The 19,293-nt window shown below is 61.0% G+C and carries 12 protein-coding genes; 8 read left to right on the top strand and 4 right to left on the bottom strand.

The window, feature by feature from the left end; genetic code table 11:
• Positions 1-47 precede the first annotated feature (47 nt).
• A complete protein-coding gene (locus SH292x_RS03415) occupies positions 48-2,282 on the top strand; it encodes a PhnD/SsuA/transferrin family substrate-binding protein (RefSeq protein WP_442484182.1) in 2,235 nt (744 codons plus the stop codon).
• 87 nt (positions 2,283-2,369) lie between these two features.
• On the opposite strand, the gene metF is transcribed toward SH292x_RS03415, so the two are convergent.
• Complete coding sequence (metF, locus tag SH292x_RS03420) at positions 2,370-3,242, bottom strand: methylenetetrahydrofolate reductase [NAD(P)H] (protein ID WP_442484183.1); 873 nt, start codon at positions 3,240-3,242, stop codon at positions 2,370-2,372.
• 371 nt (positions 3,243-3,613) lie between these two features.
• Here metF and SH292x_RS03425 point away from each other — a divergent pair, with 371 nt between their 5' ends.
• The 7 genes from SH292x_RS03425 to SH292x_RS03455 all read left to right on the top strand — a co-directional run bounded on the left by SH292x_RS03425 (position 3,614) and on the right by SH292x_RS03455 (position 16,286).
• Complete coding sequence (locus SH292x_RS03425; protein WP_442484184.1) at positions 3,614-4,630, top strand: GGDEF domain-containing protein; 1,017 nt, start codon at positions 3,614-3,616, stop codon at positions 4,628-4,630.
• A 274-nt stretch (positions 4,631-4,904) separates the two neighbouring features.
• A complete protein-coding gene (locus tag SH292x_RS03430) occupies positions 4,905-7,244 on the top strand; it encodes a DUF1592 domain-containing protein (RefSeq protein WP_442484185.1) in 2,340 nt (779 codons plus the stop codon).
• A gap of 42 nt (positions 7,245-7,286) precedes the next feature.
• A complete protein-coding gene (locus SH292x_RS03435) occupies positions 7,287-8,279 on the top strand; it encodes a family 43 glycosylhydrolase (RefSeq protein ID WP_442484186.1) in 993 nt (330 codons plus the stop codon).
• Positions 8,280-8,306: 27 nt separating this feature from the next.
• Entirely contained in the window at positions 8,307-9,677 is a 1,371-nt protein-coding gene (locus SH292x_RS03440) for a DUF1552 domain-containing protein (RefSeq protein ID WP_442484187.1), read from the top strand.
• Positions 9,678-10,165: 488 nt separating this feature from the next.
• A complete protein-coding gene (locus tag SH292x_RS03445; RefSeq protein WP_442484188.1) occupies positions 10,166-11,281 on the top strand; it encodes an efflux RND transporter periplasmic adaptor subunit in 1,116 nt (371 codons plus the stop codon).
• Between the two features lie 12 nt (positions 11,282-11,293).
• Positions 11,294-14,743: an efflux RND transporter permease subunit gene (locus SH292x_RS03450; protein ID WP_442484189.1), complete on the top strand. Its 3,450-nt coding sequence runs from the start codon at positions 11,294-11,296 to the stop codon at positions 14,741-14,743.
• Positions 14,700-16,286 carry a TolC family protein gene (locus SH292x_RS03455; protein ID WP_442484190.1) on the top strand — a complete coding sequence of 529 codons (1,587 nt, stop codon included), beginning with the start codon at positions 14,700-14,702 and terminating at the stop codon, positions 16,284-16,286. The genes SH292x_RS03450 and SH292x_RS03455 overlap by 44 nt, the downstream gene beginning before the upstream one ends.
• An 83-nt stretch (positions 16,287-16,369) precedes the next feature.
• On the opposite strand, the gene SH292x_RS03460 is transcribed toward SH292x_RS03455, so the two are convergent.
• The 3 genes from SH292x_RS03460 to SH292x_RS03470 all read right to left on the bottom strand — a co-directional run bounded on the left by SH292x_RS03460 (position 16,370) and on the right by SH292x_RS03470 (position 19,224).
• Complete coding sequence (locus SH292x_RS03460) at positions 16,370-17,521, bottom strand: glycosyltransferase (RefSeq protein WP_442484191.1); 1,152 nt, start codon at positions 17,519-17,521, stop codon at positions 16,370-16,372.
• Positions 17,522-17,585: 64 nt separating this feature from the next.
• Positions 17,586-18,074, bottom strand: a complete 489-nt coding sequence (locus tag SH292x_RS03465) for a DUF1569 domain-containing protein (protein ID WP_442484192.1) — start codon at positions 18,072-18,074, stop codon at positions 17,586-17,588.
• A gap of 10 nt (positions 18,075-18,084) precedes the next feature.
• A complete protein-coding gene (locus SH292x_RS03470; protein ID WP_442484193.1) occupies positions 18,085-19,224 on the bottom strand; it encodes a c-type cytochrome domain-containing protein in 1,140 nt (379 codons plus the stop codon).
• Between the last annotated feature and the right edge of the window lie 69 nt (positions 19,225-19,293).

Below are 19,293 nucleotides of genomic sequence, written 5' to 3' on the forward strand. Positions count from 1 at the left end.
TGGTTATTGGTCATTCGGCAGCAAATACATCCCCCTGGAGTCAATCCATGTTGGTTAAGCGTTTAATCGCCGCGGCCTTGCTGGTGCTCGGCACCAGCCAGGCCGCCATGGCGGCGGACCCCCAGCCACTGCACTTGGTGGTGATGGACCCGCTCGCCCTGCCGTTGTCGTGTCCGTGCGTCGAGGGCTACGCCCAGCGCGACTACGACAAGCTCGGTGCGTATCTGAGCAAGAAGCTTGGCCGTGAAGTGACCGTCGGGTTTAGTGAATCGCTGGTCGGTGCGATGAAAAAGTACGAGCTCGACACCGTGCACATCGTGATCGGCAAGGACTCGGTGGTGCGAGCCGATGCGGCGAAGAAGAATCTGAACGTCGAGCCGGTCGCCCAGCTCACTGGCAAAGATGGGTCGACCACTCAGACCGGCCTGATCGTCGTCCGTAGTGGCGACTCGGCGAAGACCGTGTCCGATCTCAGCGGCTATCGCATTCTGTACGGGCCGGCCGAGTGTGCCGAGAAGTTCGCCGCCCCGCGCGACATGCTCACCGATGCCGGCATTGCGGTGGTCGACGCCGACAAGGCCGAGACGAGTGCCGCGTGCAGCGATGGTGCCGTGAAGATTCTGGAGTGGGGCGACTCCGAGCAAGCTGCCGCCGTGATTTCGAGCTACGCCGCACCGCTGCTCGAAGGCTGCGGCACGGTGAAGAAGGGCGACCTGCGTGTGGTCGCCGAGACGAAGCCCGTGCCTTTTGTCACCGCGTTCATCAACACCGACCTTCCCGAGGCCGATCAGCAAATCATTCGCGAATCGCTGGTTGGCGTGATGGACGAGCCTGAGTTGATGCTGGCGCTAGAGACGCTGCAAGGATTCGTGCCGCTGACCGACGATTATCAGGCGTATCACAAGAAGGACGCCAAGGGCGAGAAAGACTCGGCCAAGGAGAAGTCCACTGATAAGCTTGGGACCACTTCGCCTCGCGAAGTCGAGTCGGAAGGGAAAACGATGTGCGAAGGGCCGCCGGGCGAAGGGCCGCCGGCGGCCACCGCCTGGCAGTCGACCCACGGGTGGACTGGTTGGCGGGGCCCGCACCGCGATGGCCGCGTGCGAGCTCTGCCAACCAGCCTTCCCGAAAAGTTGCCGGCCGTGTGGGAAGTTCCGCTCGCCCACGCAGGCCTCGGCGGCATCATGGCCACCGACAAGTTCGTCGTGATTGGCGACCGCAACCTGCCTAACACGGGCGACGAATTTCGCTGCTACGACGCCGCCACCGGCGACCTGGTGTGGATGGTCGACTACGACGCCCCCGGCAAGCTCGACTACGACAACACTCCCCGCGCAACGCCGCTGGTGATCGAAGGGGACGAGACGCAACTGCTCGGCACGCGGGCGATTTTGCTCGGTGCGTTTGGTCACTTGTCGTGCGTCGACCTTGAGACGGGGCTGGTGTTCTGGCAGCAAAACATTCGCGATCAATACGGCGTCGAGAGCGAGATGGTGTGGGGCACGTGTGGCTCGCCTCTCATGGCCGGCGGCAAAGTCGTCGTGAACCCCGGTGGCCCCCAGGCTTCGCTGGTGGGCATCGACCCCGCGCTCGGCATGGCCGAGTGGCAAACCCCCGGCGAATCGGCCGGCTATGGTTCGTTCATGGTCGGCACGTTCGGCGGCCGCGAGCAAATCGTCGGGCACGATCGCACGTCGCTTGGTGGTTGGGACATCGCGACCGGCGAGCGGCTGTGGACCCTGAAACCCCCGCGTGAAGGGGACTTCAACGTCCCCACGCCCATCGAAATCGATGGCAAGCTGCTGGTCGCTACCGAGGGCAATGGCACGCGGCTGTACGAGTTCGACGACTCGGGCAACATCGTCCCTGAGCCGATTGCGGTGCAGGCGAAACTCGCCCCCGATATGAGCACACCCGTGGTGGTGGGCCGGCGAGCGTACTGCGTCGTGCAGCGGCTTTTCTGTTTGGACCTCGACAATGGCCTCAAGGAACTCTGGACGCTCGACGACCCCGCGTTCTGCGACTACGCGCCGCTGATCGCCGATGACAATCGACTGCTGGTGCTCGGCCGCGGTGGCGAACTGATCCTGATCGACATCACCGGTGACAAACCCAAAGTCGTCAGCCGCACAAAGCTATTCGACGACGAAGCCACCGAAGAAGCCGAACTCTATTCGCACCCTGCAATTGTTGGCAATCGCCTTTACGTGCGAGGCGAGAGGTCGCTCGCGTGTTTTGAGTTACCGATGGCCAACGAGGGATCGGAAGTCAAAGCGGAATAGCCGACGAGCACTAAATGCTAAGGGTTTGTCCGACGAAACGTAGCTCGTCGGCTATTGGGTACAAAGCTGTCGACAGGTCCTCGTCGACTATCGCCCCACTCCTAAGTTCTCCAGCACCGCGCTCGCCGCTTCGGACTTGTTGAGCACGTAGAGGTGGATGCCGGGGACGCCCGCCTTGATCAGGGCTTCCATTTGCTTAGTGGCGAACTCGACACCCGCTTCGAACTGCGCGTCCTCGTCGTCGCCCGCAGCTTCGAGCGCCGTGGCAAATTCCTTTGGCAGCTTCGCGCCGCACAGCGAGGTGATGCGCTGGATCTGGGCGAAGTTGGTCACCGGCAGAAGCCCTGGCACGATGGGAATGTCGATACCGAGCGCGGAGCAGCGGTCGCGGAACGACAAGAAGTCGGCGTTCTCGTAGAACAACTGCGTGACGACCACGTCGGCACCCGCGTCGACCTTGCGCTTGAGATTCGCGAGGTCGACGTCGAGATCGGGGGCTTCGAGGTGCTTCTCGGGATAGCCGGCAACGGCGATACCCATGTCGGCGAAGTTCTCGCGGATGAACGCCACGAGCTCGTTGGCGTAGCGAAAGCCACCCTCGGTAGCCGTGAACGCGGACTCACCCTTGGGGGGATCCCCGCGCAGGGCCACCACGTTGTCGACACCCCGCTTACGAGCTTCGGTCAGGTACTCGGCCAACTGGTCGGCGGTGCTGCCGACGCAGGTCAGGTGCGTGGCGACGGGCAGGCCACTCATCTCGCGGACCCGAGCGACGATGTCGAGTGTCTTGGTCTGGGTCGAACCCCCTGCGCCATAGGTGCAGGTGATGAAGCCTGGCTGGAACTCTAGCAGCCGCTCGACGTGACGGAACATCGCTTCTTCGCCCGCGTCGGTCTTGGGCGGAAACAGTTCGAACGACAAACCGAAGCGGTCGGCACCGTAAACTGCGCTAAGGGACATTCCGTCGATTCAGGGGTTAGTAGTGGTAGGCGAGCGGACGCCGTGAGGCGTCTGGTTATTACGCATCTGTTGTTTGTTGTGCTGCCATCAATCCTTGCGAACGGCGTCTCCGACGCCGGAGATCGGGCTCGGAGAGCCCTCCCACAGTTCGCGGCGTGGCGACCTCTGAGCGTGGAATTCTACCAAACCGCGGCCCCGCAGGCGTAGGGTGGGCGTGCGCAAAATCGTCCTATTCGGCACCACCCGCTCAATTGACAAGATTTGGCCCGCCAAGTTCACCGACGTGGAGGTTGGTCGACACTCGACCATGGCCTACGCTTGGGCAAGCTTTTACTGCGTTTGTCGGGGCACTTACTCTCATGAACTCCACGGTGTTACTAGTTTCGGCGGGTTGCGCGCTCGGCATTTTCCAGCTCGCGGCTGGCATTGCCATCGGCTGCTGGCTTCGCCGCCCCGCGCCAGGCGCTCGCGATGGCGATCTTCGGCGGGCAAGGCTACTCGCCCTCGAACTGCACGGCATGACGCAGCGAATTGGTGACCATGTTTCCGACCATCGCACCCAGTTTGAAGCCGCGGAGGCCAAACTTGCGAACGTAGACACCGACCACGACGGTCCGACGACGGACTTGGTCGTAGGCGTCGTGGCGGAGATCCTTGCCGCCAATCGCAAGCTGCAAACCGAACTCAACGCCGCCGAGACGCAGATCGCCGAGCAAGCCCGCGAGATCGAGTCGCACCTGACCACCTCGCTCACCGATCCACTTACTAGGCTACCCAATCGCCGGGCGCTCGACGAGCAGCTCGTTGCGCGGATGGAAGAGTACCGCAAATTCGGCGCGCCGTTCTCGCTGGTGATGCTCGACGCCGATCACTTTAAGACGATCAACGACACCTACGGCCATCCGGTGGGCGACGAAGTGCTGATTGGCATGGCCACCGTGCTGCGTGCCGCACTGCGGAAACATGACTTTGTTGCTCGCTACGGTGGCGAGGAGTTTGCGTGCGTCCTGCCGCACACCACGGTGGAAGAAGCCGAGCGTGCCACCAGTAAAGCCCGCGAGGCGGTGGAGACCCTCAGCGACACGTTCGCCCACCTGGGACGCGACATCACCGCGAGCGCGGGACTTGCCAGCATCCAGCCGGGCGAGAGCATCGAGTCGCTGCTCCGCCGCGCCGACGCCGCGCTCTACATGGCCAAGGACCACGGCCGCAATCGCACGTACGTCCACGACGGTCACGAGTGCTTGCCGCTGGCCGAGTTCTGGACGGGTCGCCTCGCGGCGGGTGCGCTGACCGATCTGGAGCCCTTGGCCAATCAACCCGCCACACTCGCCGAAGCCTGCGACGAGCTGCGTAGCGCCATGCTGGCGACGCTGACGGCGGAGTAAACTTCCCTGGTAGCTAGCCTCGCAAGAGGCTGGGCCGTACACCTCACCTACTTTATCTTAGTGAGCCGGGTCGTCCCCGACCCCGGTCTGTGCAGTACACAGAGTGTTGAATTTGAGGCCTTCTTTCCGGGGTCGGGGACGACCCGGCTCACTGGCTTGCCAATCGCCCCATTTCCGCGCCTTTCCGTAGGTGCAGTTTTCGGCTCAGTCGGCTATAATCCGGGCACTCCCGCCCCGCGTCGCTTTCGTTCCCACCTGCCTCGAGCGACCATCGATGTTCCGACTCTCTATCGCGTACTGCGTGCTCTTAGCCCTCGTTGGTGGGGTAGCGCGCGCCGAGGAGACTCTCGAGCCCATTGCCGAGTACTCGGCGATGGCGGGGCCGCTGGTCGAGCAGTACTGCCTCGACTGCCATTCGGGCGACGCTCCGGACGCAGGACTCGCTCTGCATTCCATTGAGGCGGGCGACGGGTTTCAGCGCGATCGGGCGAAGTGGAAGAAAGTGGTTCAACGGCTTCGCGCCGGCGACATGCCCCCCAAGGATTACGACACGCCAACGGATGACGAACGATCGGCGCTCGTCCAATGGATCGAGACGCGACTTGAGCAGTTCGATTGCTCGGTGCCGCAAGATCCGGGCTGGGTAACGCTCCGCCGGCTGAATCGCGATCAGTACCGCAACACGATTCGCGATCTGCTGTACGTAGACTTTCAACCCAGTAAAACTTTTCCGCCCGACGACTTGGCGTATGGCTTCGACAACAACGCCGACGCGTTGTCGCTCACGCCGGGTTTGATCGACAAGTATCTAGCCGCTTCGCGGACCATCAGCCGTCAGTCGATGTTGGTGCCCGAGTCGATTACCGACAAGGTGTTCGACGTGCCGAAGAAGTCGTGGAAGGGGGGGCAGTATGACTACGAGCATCGCCGCGACCTGACTTCGAACGGAGCCATCGAGTTCCTGTACGAGTTCGCCAAGCCAGGTCGCTACTGGCTTCGTGTGAGCGTCGGTGCGGATCAAGGTGGTGCCGAGCCGGTACGCATGGGGGTGCTCGATGATAGCCACTTGGTGCAAACCGTCGACGTGCATGCTGATGGCGATGAATCGGAGCAGTTCGCATTCGCACTGGATGTCCAGAAAGGTCGACAGCGACTTGGCGTGGCGTTTCTCAACGATTGGTACGAAGAAGGCATCGGCGATCGCAATCTGTTCGTCGAACGCCTGGAAGTCATTGGTCCCGCCGAAGACCTCATGTCCGCCGCGCCGCGAGCTCATCAGCGATGGTTTGCGGGCGCCCCTTCGGCCGAGGACTGGCGTGACGAGAAGAAGTGGAAGCCGACGGTTCGCAAATCGCTCAACAAGTTCGTCAGCGCCGCCTATCGCCGTCCGGTACCATCGAAGCAGCTCGATCGATTGATGGAGCTAGTCGACTCCCGCCGTGGCGCCGGCGACACCTACGAGCGGGCGATGGAGATTGCCATTGAGGCCACGCTCGTTTCCCCTCGTTTCTTGTTCATCGGCAACGTCGACGAGCCGTTGCAAGCGAAAGCGGGCGAGCAGCTTGGTTACGACGTGGACGAGTACGAACTCGCCTCACGGCTGAGCTACTTTTTGTGGAGCTCGATGCCCGACGCCACGCTATTGCGACTGGCCAGTGCGAATCAGCTTCGTAGTCAGCTGCCGCAGCAACTCGACCGCATGCTCCGCGATCGCCGTGCCGAGCAGTTTAGCAAGCACTTCACCGGTCAATGGCTCGGCACACGGTTGCTTGCGGATTTGGTGCCGGACGAGAGTCAGTTCGATTCGTTCGACCAGCCGCTTCGTGCGGCGATGGCTCGCGAGGCCGAGATGGTGATGGCGGATGTGGTGCGGAGCAACCTGCCCATCACCACGCTGCTCGACGCCGATTTCACGTACCTCAATGGTCGACTGGCCCAGCACTATGGCATCGAGGGCGTCGACGGCAATCACTTCCGCCGCGTGGAGCTTGCCGAGCTTGGTCCTCTGGCAGCGATGCGAGGTGGTGTGCTGACGATGGCCGGTGTGCTTGCCGCCACGTCGAACCCCGACCGCACATCGCCGGTGAAGCGTGGCAAGTGGGTGCTTGGCGAACTGCTCGCCGCCGAACCTCCCGCACCACCCCCTGGCATCGACAGCCTCGAAGAGATTCAAAAGCACAGCGCCGAGAAACTTTCGGTCCGCGAGCAGATGGCTCGGCATCGAGCCGACCCTTCCTGCGCGGTGTGCCATGAGCAGATGGACGCGTTTGGTCTCGCCCTGGAGAACTACGATCTGGTCGGCAGATGGCGGACCGAAGATGGGGTGGGCAAGGTCGATGCATCGAGCACGCTGCCATCGGGCGAGCAGCTCGAAGGCGTAGAAGGCCTTAAAACCGTTCTCCTCGCCCGCAGTGCCGCGTTTCGCAAGTGCCTGGCCGAGAAATTGCTGACCTACGGCCTCGGCCGGGGGTTAGAATATTACGACGAGTGTGCGGTTCGTGAAATCGTCCGCCGCACCCGTGACGATGGCGACAAGATGCGAACCTTGCTTCTGGCCGTCATCGAAAGTTCTCCGTTCCAACAAAGGCGGTTCGACACCGCGGCCGCCGACTAGTCGTCTCTTCGTCCGTTCCCGCTAGCCAGCTTGTCCTTGATCATGCTCCGAATTGCTCACTCTGTAAGTTACGCCCTTGCTGTCGCTTCCGCCGGACTGCTGCACGCCGACGCGCGCGGCGAGAATCCCGCGTTCCCCGGTGCCGATCCACACGTCGCCGTGTTTGGCGATACGTACTGGGCCTACCCGACGCACGCTCAAAACCCCGACGCCCAGTTCCATTCGTTCGACTTCGTCGCCTACTCGTCGAAGGACCTGCAGGAGTGGAAGCCGAGCGAACCAATCCTCAAGATGGACGACATCGCGTGGATTAAGGACGATGGTGCCCCTGAGCATTGGCTGTGGGCGCCGGGCATCATCGAGAAAGATGGCAAGTACTACTTCTACTTCAGCGTCGGGCCGCAGACTCCCTCGCCCAGCCGCATTGGCGTGGCGGTCGGCGATCGTCCCGAGGGTCCGTTCAAAGATAGCGGCAAGCCCCTCATCACCGGCGGCGATGGCTTCGAAGCGATCGATCCAATGGTGTTCCGCGACAAGGATGGCACCGCCTACCTCTACGCCGGTGGTAGCGCGGGGGCGAAGCTCCGCGTTTGGAAGCTGAAGCCCAACTACATCGAGCTCGACGAAGAGATCCCCGTCGATACTCCTCCCGAGTTCACCGAGGGGGCGTTCATGCACGAGATCGATGGTACCTACTACCTGTCGTATAGCCATGGTGGTTGGAACAACCCGAACTACTCGGTGCACTACGCCACCAGCAAGTCGCCAACGGGTCCTTGGGACTACAAGGGTGCCATTCTCAACTCGGACGACACCCACAAGGGTCCCGGACATCACTCGTTCTTCCAGAATCCCACGACGGGCGAGTGGTTCATCTCGTACCACTACTGGCCTTCGACCAAGAACGAGCCACCGCTCACCGGTCAGCGTCAGTGCAACGTGCAGAAGGTAACGTTCACGCCCGATGGCCGCATTGAGCGAGTTGATCCGTCTGCTGCGAGCCCCGAGCCCTCGCCAATTGACGAAATTAAGTAACTTCACGTTTGCCCCGAAGAGGTCACGATGCCCTTCCAGCCTGTTGCACGTCGCACGTTCCTGCGTGGTCTGGGTGCTGCCATTGCGCTTCCGGCGCTCGAGGCGATGACACCCTTGGCGTCTGCGGCGTCGAAGTCGACCGCCTCGCCGCAGCGGCTGGCGTTCTTCTACGTACCCAACGGCGTCCACATGCCGAACTGGGCACCGGAGAAGGTGGGCACCGACTTTGTGCTGCCCAAGACGCTCGAACCGCTCGCCGATCTGCGGCAGCACTTCTCGGTACTCAGCGGTTTGGCGGTCGACAACGCCCGCAGCCACGGCGATGGTCCCGGCGACCACGCCCGCAGCGCCGCGGCGTTCCTCACCGGCATGCACCCGGTGAAGACCGAAGGCCGGGATATCAAGGCGGGCATTTCGGTCGATCACGTCGCTGCAAAGTACATCGCGGGCGACACACCGTTTCCAACGCTCGAACTCGGCTGCGAAGCGGGGCGACTCGCGGGCAACTGCGACAGCGGGTATAGCTGCGCCTATTCCAACAGCATCTCGTGGCGTTCGCCGACGCAACCGGCGGGCAAAGAAGTCAATCCGCAGCTGCTGTTCGATCGTTTGTTTGGCGGAGGCACCGCGGCCGACATCCCTGAGTCGCGCTATCGCCGTCAGCAACGGCAGCAGAGTGTGCTCGACTTTGTGTCCGACGACGCGAAGCGCCTAGAGCGACGCGTCAGCATCGCCGATCGTCACAAGCTCGACCAGTACCTCGAAAGCATCCGTGGCGTGGAACGGCAACTTCAGGATCCTGCGAGCCGGCTTTCGGGCGAGACGTTCGCGCGGCCCGATGGTGTGCCCGAGGATCATGGTCAGCGTGTGCGGGTGATGGGCGACTTGATGGTGCTGGCGTTCCAAGCCGACCTGACGCGGGTCGCGACGCTGATGCTCTCCAACGAGGGAAGCAACTACCGCTACCGCGAGCTTGGCATCAAGGGTGGTCACCATCAGTTGTCGCACCACGACAACGACGCCGAGAAGCACGACGCGCTAGGGCGGATCAATCGCTACCACATCGAACAGTTCGCTTACATCCTGAAGCGAATGAACGAGATCAAGGAGGGCGACTCCACGCTGCTTGCCAACTCGGGCATCGTCTACGGCAGCGCCATTCGCGACGGCAATCGCCACGACCATCACGATGTACCGATCCTGATGGCCGGCAATCTTGGCGGCAAACTCCCCACGGGCCGGCACCAGATCTTCCCCGGCGACACGCCGCTGATGAACCTGTTCGTCACGATGCTCCAAGCCGCCGGCGCGCACGGTGCACTCCGCTGGCGACAGCACCGGAACGCTTACGTTGGTGTAGCTTCGACGCCGCCCCGCTCCGCGACATTCGCCAAGTAGGCGAAGACCTACGCGTCGTCGGACCACGCGCATCGGATCTCCCACGCTCCCGCGCCAGCCCTAGTCTCCGTCTGGCAATGGTGATCCCGTGGGGCTGCTTCACACGCTTCACCACGAGCCGACTTGTTCGGGAGTGTGCATGCGTTGTCATGCTCGGAGGGCGAATCCCCATTACTTTCCTGTCATTTTTGCTGCCTTTTCTCGCAGCCCCTTCCCCGCAGGAAAGAATTACAAAGCGGCAAGAGTCGGAATTTGCTCCTATTTCAATTCAGGCAAAATGCCGAAAATGCCAAAAGGACGGGTTGCGCCGCGCGTAGAGGTTGCAACGGTCGAATCGATTCGCCCCTGCGCGCAGCGTTACGAGTCCGACAGCTAGCAAGACGTAGGCGCCGCGTTTCGTACCATAAAGAACGAGCCATTCAAACTACCGCGAGGCGTTCCAGGCCGCCGATCGCACCCATCCCCCCGCAAATATTCCCACCAAACCTATGAACGCGTCCGCGAAGCTAATCCCTGCCGTCCTGCTTGCAGTTTGCTGCCTGGCCCTGCCGGGGTGCGACCACTCCGTGGCGGAGGAGCATGCACACCACGAGGCGCGGAAGGTGACAGCAACCAATCCAGTCGCCAAGAACGTCAACACGAAGCAGCAGTACGTCTGCCAGATCCACTCGTGCCGGCACATCGAAGTGAAGGCGCTGGAGAGTGGCTATCTCGAATCGATTCCGATGAAGGAAGGCCAGGTGGTTCGCCAGGGCGAATTGATGTTCAGCATCCTGCCGACGCTCTACCAGGCTCGCCTCGAGGCGGAACAAGCCGAGATGCAGCTAGCGGAGATCGAACTTGGCAACACCCAGAAGCTATTTGACGATGGCGTGGTTTCGGACAAAGAAGTGGCACTGGCGAAGGCCAAGCTCGCTCGGGCGCACGCACAGCTATCGCTGGCTCAGGCTGAGTTCAACTTTACTCAAGTGAAGGCTCCGTTCAGCGGCATCATTGATCGGTTGATGAACCAACAAGGGAGCCTAATCGAAGAGGGGGATATCCTCACGACGCTGTCGGACAACAGCGTGATGTGGGTGTACTTCAATGTCCCCGAAGCTCGCTACCTGGAGTACCAGCGTCAACTCAGCGAGCCCGGCGGATCCAATAATGGTTTGCAAGTGCAGTTAGAACTCGCCGATGGTTCGACCTTCAACCAGCCCGGTGTGATCGGTGCCATTGAAGCCGACTTCAACAACGAGACAGGCAACATCGCCTTCCGAGCCGATTTTCCGAATCCCGAGGGACTGCTGCGACATGGGCAGACCGGCACCGTGCTGATCAATCGCTTGGTGGAGAATGCCATCGTCATTCCGCAGCGGGCCACGTTCGAGATCCTCGCCAAGAAGTACGTGTTCGTCATTGGCGACGACCACGTGGTTCACCAGCGCGAGATCAAAATCCTTAACGAAATGGACGACGTGTACCTGATCGAGTCGGGCCTCGCCGTGAACGACAAGATCGTCCTGGAAGGCATCCGCCAGGTTCGCGACGGCGAGCACGTGGAGTTCGAGTATCGCAATCCGGAAGAAGTTCTGGCCAACCTGAAGTACAAGGCAGAATAGGTCAGTTCTTCCATGTTCGCGAAGTTCCTCCATCGGCCCGCGCTGGCCATCGTTATCTCCCTGCTCATCCTGTTCATGGGTGGGCTGGCGATCAACATGCTGCCGACGTCGCAGTTTCCGTCGGTCGCGCCGCCAAGCGTTCGCGTTGCCGTCTCGTACCCCGGCGCGAGCGCCGAGATTCTCATCAACTCGACGCTCGTCATCCTGGAGCAAGCCATCAATGGCGTCCAGGACATGCGGTACATGATTGGTGATGCCACGAGTGCGGGCGAAGGGACCATTCAGATCATCTTCGAGCCCGGCACCGATCCCAACGTCGCGGTGCTGAACGTCACGAACCGCGTGCAGATGGTCAAAAGCAATCTGCCGGAGATCGTGCAGCGCGAAGGCGTCATCGTCATGCAGAACATGACGAGCATGCTGATGTACGTCAACGTATTCAGCACCGACGAGCATGTCGACCAGAACTTTCTGTACAACTACACAACGGTCAACGTGCTGCAGGAGATTCGCCGCATACCCGGCGTGGGTCGCGCGGATATTCTGGGCAATCGCGCGTACGCCATGCGTGTCGACCTCGATCTCGAACGGATGCGGGCGTACAACATTTCGTCCGAAGACGTGATGAAGGCGATCGCCGATCAAAGCATGATTGGCTCGCCCGGACGACTCGGCCAAGCAACCGGTCAGACTTCGCAGACCATCGAATACGTGCTGACCTGGATCGGGCGGTACGACAAACCCGAGCAATACGGGAATATTATCTTGCGGGCGACCCCCGAGGGCGAAATCCTCCGGCTAAGCGACGTCGCGCACGTGTGGCTGGGGTCTTCGTTCTACGACCTTTATTCCGATATCGATGGCCACCCTTCGGCCGCCATCGTGCTGAAGCAAACGCCCGGTTCGAACGCCACCGAGGTGATCGAGAAGGTCAAAGAGAAGATCGCCGAGATCAAGGCCGATTCGTTTCCTCCGGGAATGGATTACGAGATCAGCTACGACGTTTCGAGCTTCCTCGACGCGTCCATTGAGCAGGTGCTGCACACGCTATTCGAAGCGTTCGTGCTGGTGTCGCTGGTAGTGTTCCTGTTTCTTGGCGACTTCCGCTCTACGCTCATACCAACGCTTGCCGTGCCAGTGTCGCTGGTCGGTAGCTTTTTCTTCATGCTAATGTTCGGGCTCTCGATCAACCTCATCACGCTCTTCGCGCTGGTGCTGGCGATCGGCGTGGTGGTCGACGACGCCATTGTGGTGGTCGAGGCCGTGCACGCCAAGATGCACGAAAAGCATTTATCACCCTACCGCGCAACACAGGAAGTGGTGCATGAAATCAGCGGCGCGATCATCGCCATCACGTTGGTGATGACCGCGGTGTTCATCCCGGTCACGTTCATGACAGGGCCGGTGGGTGTGTTCTATCGCGAGTTCGGCCTCACGATGGCGATGTCAATCGTGCTGTCGGGCGTGGTCGCGCTGACGCTCACCCCGGTGCTTTGCGCGATGCTGCTCAAACCGCACGCCAAGGCGGGCGAGCGACGCGGAATCATAGCGAAGGTGTTCGGCGCGATGGGCGATTTCATTGGCCGCGTGGCCGGCCCCGTGGCTCCGATTATTCGCTTGCTTCTCGCCGTAGTGCTCGGCGTCGCCGTAGGTGCCGGAGTGCTGTGGTTACTCCGCCAGTCGATGGTGGTTCATTTGCTCCACGAGAAGTTCGGCATGACCGAAACCGGGGCGATGGTCCTCGCCGGGGCGGTCGCGTTGTTCTTTATCCTGACATTCCGCGCCCGCCTTGCGCCGCGAGAGCATCAAAGCCGCGGACCGTTGGCGTGGTTCCTGCACGTGTTCGACCGCGGTGTCGAAGGGGTCACGCGTGCGTATACGGGCTTCGTTTCATGGATTGTGACTTGGCGCGTGTTGACGTTGCTAATCATCGGTGGATTCGTCGCCGGCATCTTCTTGGTAAGTAAGATCCTACCGTCGGGATTCATTCCGCTCGAAGATCAAGGAATCATCTACGGCGTCATCCAAACTCCGCCGGGCTCGACGCTCGAATACACCAACGCCAAGTCGCACGAGTTGCAGAAGGTGTGCGAGGAGATCGAGGCGGTTACATCGGTGTCGTCCATCGCCGGCTACGAAGTGCTGACCGAAGGCCGCGGATCGAACGCCGGTACGTGCATCATCAACCTCAAACCTTGGGCCGAGCGAGAACTGACTTCCAAGCAGGTGATCGAGGAACTCGAAGAGAAATGCCAAACGATCGCCGACGTGAAACTCGAATTCTTCGAGCCCCCCGCGGTGCCTGGCTTCGGTGCAGCGGGTGGCTTCTCAGTCAACCTGCTCGATAAGACCAACTCGGGCGACTACAAGGCGCTCGGCGAGGTGACCGACACTTTCATGAAGGCCCTGGGCGAGCGAAAGGAACTGAAGGGTCTCTTCACGTTCTTCGCGGGCAACTATCCCCAGTTCGAACTGGTGATTGATAACGACGTGGCAATGCAGAAGGGAGTCTCCATTAAGGACGCCCTCGATAATCTATCGATCGTGATTGGCAGCACCTGGGAACAGGGCTTCGTGCGGTTCGGCCAATTCTTCAAGGTTTACGTCCAGGCCGCTCCGGAGTTTCGCCGGTTCCCCGAAGACTTGGAGAACATGTTCGTCAAGAACGACCGCGGCGAAATGGTTCCTTACTCGGCGTTCATGAAGTTGGTTCCTAAGCAGGGCCTCAACGAGATCAGCCGCTATAACCTCTATCCAACCGCACCCATCCAAGGGGCCCCCGCCGCTGGATTCAGCAGCGGCGAGGCGATCAAGGCCATCAAGCAGGTCGCGGAAGAAGTATTGCCGAATGACTACGACATTGACTGGCAGGGTCTTTCCTACGATGAAGCCCACGAGGGGAATATGGCGATCTACATCTTCCTGATCGTCATCATCTTCGTTTACCTGGTGCTGGTGGGGCAGTACGAGAGCTTCCTGCTGCCGCTGGCCGTGATCATATCGCTGCCGATTGGACTCTTCGGTTCATTTGCCTTGCTTCAGGCCATGGGGCTGTCGAATGACGTTTACGCGCAGATTGGTTTGGTAATGCTCGTTGGTCTGTTGGGTAAGAACGCCATTCTGATCATCGAGTTCGCCGTCCAGCGTCGACACGAGGGTGCTAGCATTCGCGACGCAGCAATCGAAGGAGGCAAGCTACGCTTCCGACCGATTATGATGACATCGTTTGCATTTATCGCCGGCATGATTCCGTTGGTGCGAGCCACGGGTCCCGGTGCTATCGGAAATCGTACCATCGGCACCACCGCGGTAGGTGGCATGCTGATGGGTACCTTGGTCGGGGTACTGGTTATCCCCGGCCTCTACTACCTGTTTGCCAGGATGGCCGACGGGCGCCAATTAATCAGGGATGAACACGATGAACCACTCAGTGAGCTCTTCGAACGAACGTCGGCGTCGTAAGAAGCAATCGCTATCGGTATTGATCGTTGCTGGCGCCCTCCTGGTGCTGCCGTCTTGCTGCATACCCAAAATATGCCGGCCGGAGCAGGGCCCCGAGATGCCCAGCACCTACAACGGCGATACCTCGCTCGATAGCAGCGCGCAGCTAGGGTACCGCGAGTACTTCGAGGACCCCACGCTTGTCGGACTGATCGACCAAGCGCTCGTAGGCAACCAGGAACTAAAAATCCTCGCCCAGGACATTCGTATTGCCCAAAACGAAATCCGCGCACGCCGGGGCGACATCTTCCCGTTCTTTAACTTGGCGGCCTCGGCGGGCATCGACAAGCCGGGCGAGTTCACGCGAGATGGTGCGGTAGAAGATCAACTGCAGATTGCCCCTGGCAAGCCATTCCCCGAGCCGCTGCCCAACTTCCTGCTCGCCGCGAATGTCGCCTGGGAAATCGACATCTGGAAGAAGCTCCGCAACTCCCGCGACGCCGCGGCCTTGCGTTATCTCGGCACCCGCGATGGTCAGAACTACATCGTGACGCGCCTCGTCGCGGAAGTCGCCGAAGACTACTACGAGCTCATCGCGCTCGACAACAGTTTGCTGACGCTCGACCAGACCATCGCGATCCAGGAACAAAGCCTCGACATCGCCAAGGCCCGTAAGGAGGCCGCCCGCGACACCGAACTGGCCGTACAACGTTTCGAGGCCGAAGTGCGTAAGAATCAGAGCGAGAAGTTCTTGGTGCAGCAGCGCATCGTCGAAGTCGAGAACCGCATCAACTTCAACCTAGGTCGCTACCCACAATTGGTTCAACGTTCGTCACTCGACTTCCTCGACTTCGAGCTTCGCGCGCTCAGCATGGGCATGCCCTCACAGTTGCTCGCCAACCGGGCCGACATCCGGCAGGCCGAGCGGGAAGTCGCGGCGTCGGGTCTCGATGTGCGTGTCGCCCGCGCTCGGTTCTACCCGTCGGTCACCCTGCGAGCGGGCGTTGGCTACGAAGCGTTCAACACCAACTATCTTTTTCAAAGCCCCGAGTCGCTCATTTACAACGCGATGGGCGATATCGTCGCGCCGGTCATCAACCGCGCGGCAATCAAGGCCGACTACCAATCGGCCAACGCCCGGCAGCTCCAAGCCGTGTACGACTACCAGCAAACCGTGCTGACCGCCTACACCGAGGTGATCAACCGCTTGGCGAAGGTCGACAACTACAGCAAAAGCATCGCGCTGAAGAAGCAGCAACTGGCCGCACTCGAGGCCTCGGTCGACAGCGCGACCAAGCTCTTCCAGAACGCCCGCGCCGAATACATGGAAGTGCTTCTCGCCCAACGCGACATGATGGAAGCCCGCATGGTGCTGATCGAAACGAAACAGGAGCAGCTCTCTGCCATGGTAAACGCCTACCAGGCTCTCGGCGGTGGTGGTCGTGCGGGCTTCGATATCCTGACCGACGTCGAAATGATTGCTCCCGGCGAGGAGATCATCCTTCCTCCCAACCAAAACCCCGCCGAGCCCGTCCCCGCGCCAGAGGCTACCGAAGAACTCTGAGCATAGGCAGAGAACGCAAACCTGTGGGCGGCGCAAACCTGTGGGAGGGCTCTCCGAGCCCGATTGGCGATCGCAGACTGGCGTCACCACTTGGCGTGCGCAATCGTCTCGCGATACAGTTCAACGTACCCTTGCGTCACGCGGTGCGAATCGAGCCATGTGCGAACGTACTCCTGCCCGCGCCTTCCTCGCTCGACGAGAGCTTCACGATCGCCCAGCAGCGTGGCGATCTCTTTGGCGAGCACTTCCGGCGTGTTCTCGGTAATCACGCCACCACCGGCTTCGAGTTCCGGCCAAATGTCGACACCGCGCGTGGTCACCACGGGCGTACCGCAAGCCATTGCCTCGGGCAGCACGAGTCCGAAGTTCTCTTGGTGTGTTGGCAGCACGAACAAGTCGCACGCCTGGTAGAGCGAGAGCTTCAAGTCGCCCGTCACCAGACCGACGAAGTGCGTGTGGTTGGCAATGCCACGCACTTTGGCAAGTTCTTCGAGTGCCTCGACGTATGCGGGTTCGCCCGAGCCGGCGATAATTAGTTCGAACGCGTGTGAATCGTGGTGCAGTAGCGCGGCCGCCTCGATTAGAAGGTCGACGCCTTTCTTAGGATGCAGCCGGCTGAGAAACAACACGGTCGGCTTGTCCGTGGCCATCGCTGGAAACGTTTGCCGCGCAAGCTCCGCACCAGGCAACTCATCGGGCACGGGAATGTCGACCACCAGCGGCAGCACCACCGACTCGCCCCGCGGATACCATTTGCGTGCTTGCTGCACTTCTCCTTCGGCAGTCGCATGGACTCTAAAGGCACGCTCGAGCATCTTCTTACCCGCCAGCCACAGGTAAACTCGCTTTTTGAACGGCTTCTGATCCATGCTCCAATCGTCGAGCATGCCGTGGATGCTCACGACGTAGGGTTTGTGAGCATCGCAGGCGACCTTTGCAAAACCAGCGTTCCGGCGATCCCAAGGCGTGTGCAAATGCACCACGTTCGACTCACGAACGGCGCTCGGCCAAGCCTCCGAACTGCTTGAGAGATCAATCACCCGCGGCGCGACCGGCTCGCTTTGCCACTTCGTGGGAACGTCTTTCGTGTCATAGGACGCGAGCGTCACCTCGCACCCCTGGTGCGCGAGCGCCGCGCACAGATCGATCACGCACCGCACCACGCCCCCCGCTTCTTCGCGGACGGCGTCGATGTAGTGGAGCACTCGCACGGGTGGGTTCGCAGAATCAGTCATGGCCGTGGTGACAAGGGTTTACGGCATGGTGACCGATTGGCGGCGGTGCGGGAAGGGGAGTTGTTCAGCGGGGCTCGGGGATCAGGAAGCTCAAGTGCAACTCAGCGTGACGGCAGTGGAACTGGAGCCATTCGTCCGGCGTCATCGGCCCCAACGTTGGAGATCGCGGCGGCAGGTCCGCCGTCTTGAAGCGCTCAATGGATTTCTTAAGGTGCGCGACCCCTTCGTCGTCCGTCGCTCCGTCTTTCGGCATGAAGATTGGCCGCATGCCTGCCGGCATCCGGAATCCGGCGGGAAGCGTTTCGCGAAGCGCGCGGGACTTCAATAGCGGGCCGATGAGTCCGATGAACCATCCTGGCTGATACTGGTTGTTGTCCGTCGCGCTGTCCAGCGCGTTGGCCAAGTGATCGGCGATTTCGCCCAGCGACCAGTTCCCCAGCCGCGTGTAAGGCCCACTCGCTAGCTGCTCGACGTCGGCCCAAACTTCGTCGAGCGACTCGAACCGCAGTTTCCGCCTTCCGGTGGCACGTTTTGTGTTGATCGTCGTCGACATGATTGGAGTCCTAAGCTTCCTTCTGCTCTCCCTCCGCCGGCTTCGCTTCCTCGGCTGGCTTGTTGAGCTCTTCCAATTGCTTCTTGATTTCGCCCAAACGATCGGCGGAAGCCTTTTGCGTGGCCTCGGCTGATTCCATCGCCTTCTTCGCTTCTTCGAGCGCGGTGGCAGCAGCGGCGTTTTCGGCTTCGACTCGTGCAAGTTCCTCGGTCAGTCGCTCGCGTACCACGCCCGGGTGATCCCAACCCAAGTTCACTTCAAGACCCGGCGTGTGCTTTTCTAAAGCCTTCGCCGCATCGTAGCTCGCCGCGGTCTGCCAGAGATACAACTTCTCAAGAGCCGCAACGCTTTTCAAGGCTTCGAGCGACGCGTCCGTCACCTTGGTGCTATGCAAGTTCAAGTAGGCAAGATAGGGCATCTCAACTAGCCACGATACGGTCGCATCGCCCACGCCAGTCTTCTCCAAGTGCAGCGTGTCGAGGTTTACCAACTGCTTGAGCGATTCGCCGCACGCGTCGGTGATCTTGGTACCCGACAAATCGAGCTCCACAATCTGACCGGCAAGCGGAACGAGCGCCGCCACCGTCTCGTCCGTCACCTGCTCGCGCGACGAGGGAAAGCTCACCCGCAGTTCGTTGCTACCCGAGTACAACGGAATCACCAAGGCACCGGTCGCCTCGACGGCCTTCATCGCTTCGGGCGAAGCCGCTTCGAGCTTCGGACGTTCGGGCACGTCCTTCTTCGCCGGCGCGGCTTCTTCCATCGGTGCCTCGGCGGCAGGGGCGTCGGCCGTCACCAGCGTGCCTCCCTCGGCGATCCACTGCTTGATCAGGTTCACGTCCTTCTCGCTCAGCGGGTCGGCACCCTTGGGCATCCGCTTCGAGTCGTCCTTCGGCAATACCAGCCGCGCGTACAGTTCGCTCTTGTCGGGATCCTTGGCAATCAACAGATCGCTGTGGTCCTTCATCCCTTGCTCAATCGCCTCGGGCGAGTGCAGCCGAAGACGGCCCAAACCTTTGTCGGCTCCGTGGCACCCAGCGCAGTGAGCGGCGAAGATCGGTGCGATCTCGGTGTTGAAGTCGACCGCGAGACTCGTGGAAGCCGTTGACGCGAGAGCCAGCGAAGCAAACAGCACAGGGAGGGACCGCATGATTGAACTCCAGAGAACTAGGAGGGACTTCGGGGCAGGACTTTCTATTTTAGCTCAGCGGCGAGCCCG

The sequence above is a fragment of the Aeoliella fuhlenseeensis genome (assembly GCF_052161615.1).
In the GTDB taxonomy this organism is placed as follows: domain Bacteria; phylum Planctomycetota; class Planctomycetia; order Pirellulales; family Lacipirellulaceae; genus Aeoliella.

Bases quoted from the DNA above. Each gene is read 5' to 3' on its own strand.
- SH292x_RS03415 (WP_442484182.1), top strand. From the start codon at position 48: ATGTTGGTTAAGCGTTTAATCGCCGCGGCCTTGCTGGTGCTCGGCACC.
- metF (WP_442484183.1), bottom strand. From the start codon at position 3,242: ATGTCCCTTAGCGCAGTTTACGGTGCCGACCGCTTCGGTTTGTCGTTC.
- SH292x_RS03430 (WP_442484185.1), top strand. From the start codon at position 4,905: ATGTTCCGACTCTCTATCGCGTACTGCGTGCTCTTAGCCCTCGTTGGT.
- SH292x_RS03435 (WP_442484186.1), top strand. From the start codon at position 7,287: ATGCTCCGAATTGCTCACTCTGTAAGTTACGCCCTTGCTGTCGCTTCC.
- SH292x_RS03440 (WP_442484187.1), top strand. From the start codon at position 8,307: ATGCCCTTCCAGCCTGTTGCACGTCGCACGTTCCTGCGTGGTCTGGGT.
- SH292x_RS03445 (WP_442484188.1), top strand. From the start codon at position 10,166: ATGAACGCGTCCGCGAAGCTAATCCCTGCCGTCCTGCTTGCAGTTTGC.
- SH292x_RS03450 (WP_442484189.1), top strand. From the start codon at position 11,294: ATGTTCGCGAAGTTCCTCCATCGGCCCGCGCTGGCCATCGTTATCTCC.
- SH292x_RS03455 (WP_442484190.1), top strand. From the start codon at position 14,700: ATGAACCACTCAGTGAGCTCTTCGAACGAACGTCGGCGTCGTAAGAAG.
- SH292x_RS03460 (WP_442484191.1), bottom strand. From the start codon at position 17,521: ATGACTGATTCTGCGAACCCACCCGTGCGAGTGCTCCACTACATCGAC.
- SH292x_RS03465 (WP_442484192.1), bottom strand. From the start codon at position 18,074: ATGTCGACGACGATCAACACAAAACGTGCCACCGGAAGGCGGAAACTG.
- SH292x_RS03470 (WP_442484193.1), bottom strand. From the start codon at position 19,224: ATGCGGTCCCTCCCTGTGCTGTTTGCTTCGCTGGCTCTCGCGTCAACG.